The sequence below is a fragment of the Microseira sp. BLCC-F43 genome (genome assembly GCF_041929235.1).
Lineage (GTDB): Bacteria > Cyanobacteriota > Cyanobacteriia > Cyanobacteriales > Aerosakkonemataceae > Microseira.
In genome coordinates, this window is the sequence record NZ_JBHFNP010000299.1 from 1 (window position 1) to 4,394 (window position 4,394).

The window sequence follows — 4,394 nt, forward strand, 5'->3', positions numbered from 1 at the left end:
CCACAAATTACAGCTCTGAGTCCTTCAGCAAATCAATTGCTGCGGTCGGCTAATTTGATTTATCCAACATTTTGTCAATAGGTTGTTTGTACAGGGAATTAACTTTTTCAATGACGAGTTTAAAACTTGAGAACAACCTGCTTTTATAAATTTCGCTGACAGCTTTTTTAGCTGTCAGCGAAATGCTTTCAGCCGAATTCTTTGTCTTGAGAAAACCAAACTATCAAATCCCTAAGGCCAACGCCTAGAGTGAACTTGATTCATTATATCTAATGAATCCAGGGGTTTTGTCGTGAAAAAAAACCAGGGAAAATCATGGGATTAAAACTTTCGGATTCATCAAGTTAAATCTGCCAAAATGGCAACAAAGCTCTGATTATCCCAGCTAGATTAAAAACATCTTGAGCAAAATTTATAATTTAGGAGATAAAATATATGGCTTTCCTACCAGGAGACGCTACAGCGAATAGGATTGTAGGCTTACCAGAAGATGACTTTATCTTTGGCGAGGAAGGCGACGATACCTTAGAGGGCCTCGGTGGGCAAGATGTGATTAAGGGTGGCATCGGCAACGATATCCTGTATGGTGATGGTGCGCCCGATGCCATTGGCAATGACCTGCTGTTTGGGGAAGATGGCAATGATACCCTCTATGGCGGCGGCGGCGATGACATTCTCAACGGAGGTAACGGCAACGATGTCCTCTATGGTGAGGCCGGGAACGATCAGCTGATTGGGGGTGATGGCGACGATATCCTCTATGGGGGAGATGGCGACGACTTTCTCGCGTCTGGCTTTGGCAACGATCAGCTATATGGTGGCAATGGGAATGACCAGGTGATTGGCAACCGTGGGAATCAGCGCCTAGAGGGCGGCAGCGGCGATGACTTTCTCGGTGGCGGCGCTGGGAATGACTTGCTGTTTGGCGGTAGCGGTGCGGATGAAATGGATGGGAGTAGTGATAATGATTTGCTTTTTGGACAAGCAGGTAACGATAAACTGTCGGGCGGAACTGGCAATGATATCCTTTTCGGGGGCAGCAACGATGGTTCCCCCAGCGGCAATGACGAAATTGATGGCGGTCAAAACAACGACTTAATCTTCGGCGAAGATGGCAATGATAAACTCATAGGGAATAGTGGCAATGACACAATCTATGGTGGCGAAGGTGATGACGAAATCATCGGGGTTGCGAGTACGGGAACAGGCGAACTTGATATCTTAACGGGTGGCGGTGGTGTAGATACCTTCGTTCTGGGAAATACTAATAACGTCTTTTATCAGGGCTTTAGTGATAATGATTTCGCTCTGATTAGAGATTTTAAACTTAACCAAGACCTGATTCAGATTAATGGTATCAATCTGGATGGCTATAGTTTTGGCAACAATACCAGCGGCAGTGGTTTGATTTTCTTTAATAAAGATCTAATTGCGGTTTTCTCAGGTGTTAATATTAATTCGATTTTGGCTTCGCCCTCGTTTAAGATTGCCTAAGGAATTTTCAATACTTGACATTCTGCCTCCCTGGCGGGGGTTAATATTAAGGTCATCTGTACAGACCTCGGTAAATAAAAATGATTTTGCGCCTTCAGAGGGCTGGCATTGCTAATGGTAATTGCCTTGACATAACCCCCCGGAAATAAATTATCATAGATCCATGAATATGGAAAACATTTCAGAATATAACGTTAAATATCTCATCCAAATCGCGTTGCAGAAGCATCAGTCAGGTGAATGGGATGAAGCTGAATCATTATACAAACAGGTATTAGAAATTCAACCGGAATGTGTAGGGGAACCAGGAAAGTTATATTATGTTCAGGCTCATAACAACCTGGGAAATATCTTGTGGCAACAGGGTAAGTTAGAAGCAGCTTTAAAATCATACCAGTCAGCCTTAAAAATTCAACCTAATTATGCTTTATCTCATTACAAGGGAAATATATTCTTGCAACAAGGAAAGTTAGACGCAGCCGTAGATTACTACGAACAAGCCTTAAAGCTAAAACCTGATTATGCTGAGGCTCATAACAATCTGGGAAATGCACTCAAACTACAGGGCAAATTAGATGCAGCTATAGAGTCGTTCCGGCAAACTTTGAGAATCAAACCAGATTGGATTCAAGTTCATAAAAACTTGGGCAATACACTCTACGAACAGGGCAACCTAGAGGCAGCTGTAGAGTCATATCATCATGCTTTAAGGCTTAATCCTGAATTTGCTCCAGCCAAATTTGGAATTGTCATCGCTCAGTTGCCAATTATCTATTCAAATTTGACAGAAATAAGCCTCAAGCGAAATAATTATCAACAACACTTACAACAATTAGCTGAACACTATAAACTAGCTAATCCCAAAGAGCTAGAGAAGGCAGCGGATGCTGTAGGTTCATTACAGCCTTTTTATCTGGCATATCAGTGCTTAAATGACCGAGAATTGCAGCAGATTTATGGGTCAATGATTTGTCAGTTAATGGCGAGTCGCTATCCCCAATGGACCCAGCCTATTGCTCTGCCAGATTTAAAAGAAAACGAAAAAATTCGCATCGGTTTTGTTTCTGGTTTTTTTTACAATCATTCTAATTGGAAAATTCCTATTAAGGGTTGGGTTGAAAATTTACAGAAAAGTGAGTTTGAATTATTTGGGTATTACACTGACACAAAACAAGATCAAGAAACTGTCAGATCAACGAAAGTATTTGACAAATTTACCCAAGGTTCACTGCTGCTTGAACAATGGTGTGAATTAATTCAAAAAGACAAGTTACACATTCTGATTTTTCCCGAATTCGGAATGGACCCGATGACAGTTAAGTTGGGTTGCTTAAGACTGGCTCCGATTCAAATTACCTCTTGGGGACAACCTAACACCAGTGGGCTACCAACGATTGACTATTACTTGAGCAGTGAATTAATGGAACCAGAAAATGCTCAAGAACAATATACAGAAAAGTTAGTAAAATTGCCCAATTTGTCGATTTATTACAGGCCTTTAGCAATTCGACCTCAAGTCATAAACAAGGAAGAAATAGGCATCAAAAATGACGAATTAATGTTCTGTTGCTGTCAATCCTTATTCAAGTATTTACCTGAACATGATGATGTCTTTCCGCGAATTGCCAAAGATTTAGGTAGTTGCAAGTTTGTATTTATTCAATATGACAAAAGCGAATCTGTGACGGATCTCTTTCGCCAACGCTTAAGCCGTGCTTTTGAGGCATTCGGACTCAATTATCAAGAGTACTGCATCTTTTTGCCTCGCTTAGATTCTAGTATGTTTGCAGGGGCTACAGCGATCTCAGATGTGTTCCTGGATAGCATTGGTTGGTCTGGATGCAATTCTACATTGGAAGCGATCGCTCACAACATACCTGTCGTCACCTTGCCGGGAGACTTGATGCGAGGACGGCATACTATGGCTATACTCAAAATGATGGGCATAGAAGAGACGATTGCTACGACGAAAGATGAGTATGTGCAGATGGCAGTTCGTTTGGGGCAAGATGCTCAATATCGTCAACAAATTTCCCGGCAAGTCGCTGAGAATAAATATAAGTTATATTACGACTTAAAACCAATCAGATCCCTGGAGGATTTTATTTTGGATACAGTTGGGAAAAAATCCATAGTCAATCAATCGCAGCCGGACGTTTTGGAATCATCGGTGCAATCTCTGATTAACAAAGCTGTTGAGAAACATGACTTAGGTAAATTGTATGAAGCTGAATCTCTATACAAAGAGGTATTACAAATTCAGCCCAATCATCTGCTCGCTCAAGTCTCATTAGCAGACTTATTGCAAGCGCAAAATAGATTAGACGAGGCTATTGAAGCTTACCAAAAAGTTTTAAACCTTCATCCAAATCCCCTGATAGCTGTTGTAGCATACAACAACGTGGGAAATGCCCTCAAGGAGCAGGGTAAGTTAGAGGAAGCCGTACAAGCATACCAGCAAGCCGTAACAATCCAACCTGGTGCTGAGGTTTATAACAACTTGGGAAATGCCCTCAGGGAGCAAGGTAAGTTAGAGGAAGCCGTACAGGCATACGAGCAAGCCTTAACAATCCAACCCGACTGTGCTGGCGCTAGATTTGGGATATTGATCGGTCAGCTGCCGCCTATCTATTCCAGTTTTGACGAAATCCAACTCAGGCGAAATCATTATCAGCAACATTTACACAAATTAGCTAATTACTATAAAGCTGCTAATCCCCAAGAGCGAGCAAAGGCAGCTGAGGCAGTAGGTAAGTTAAAGCCTTTTTATCTGGGCTATCAAGCCTTGGATGACCGACCGTTGCAGCAAATTTATGGGTCAATGATTTGTCAGTTAATGTGGAGTCGTTATCCCCAAGGTTGCCTACCTATTGAGCTTCCCAAATTAGCAGCCAACGAAA

General features: G+C 41.9%; 2 protein-coding genes. Both read left to right on the top strand.

Annotation, left to right across the window (positions count from 1 at the left end):
• Positions 1 to 435 precede the first annotated feature (435 nt).
• Positions 436 to 1,494: a calcium-binding protein gene (locus ACE1CM_RS39545; protein WP_374884491.1), complete on the top strand. Its 1,059-nt coding sequence runs from the start codon at positions 436 to 438 to the stop codon at positions 1,492 to 1,494.
• A 163-nt stretch (positions 1,495 to 1,657) separates the two neighbouring features.
• The coding region (locus ACE1CM_RS39550) for a tetratricopeptide repeat protein (RefSeq protein ID WP_374884492.1) at positions 1,658 to 4,394 on the top strand (2,737 nt) is incomplete at its 3' end.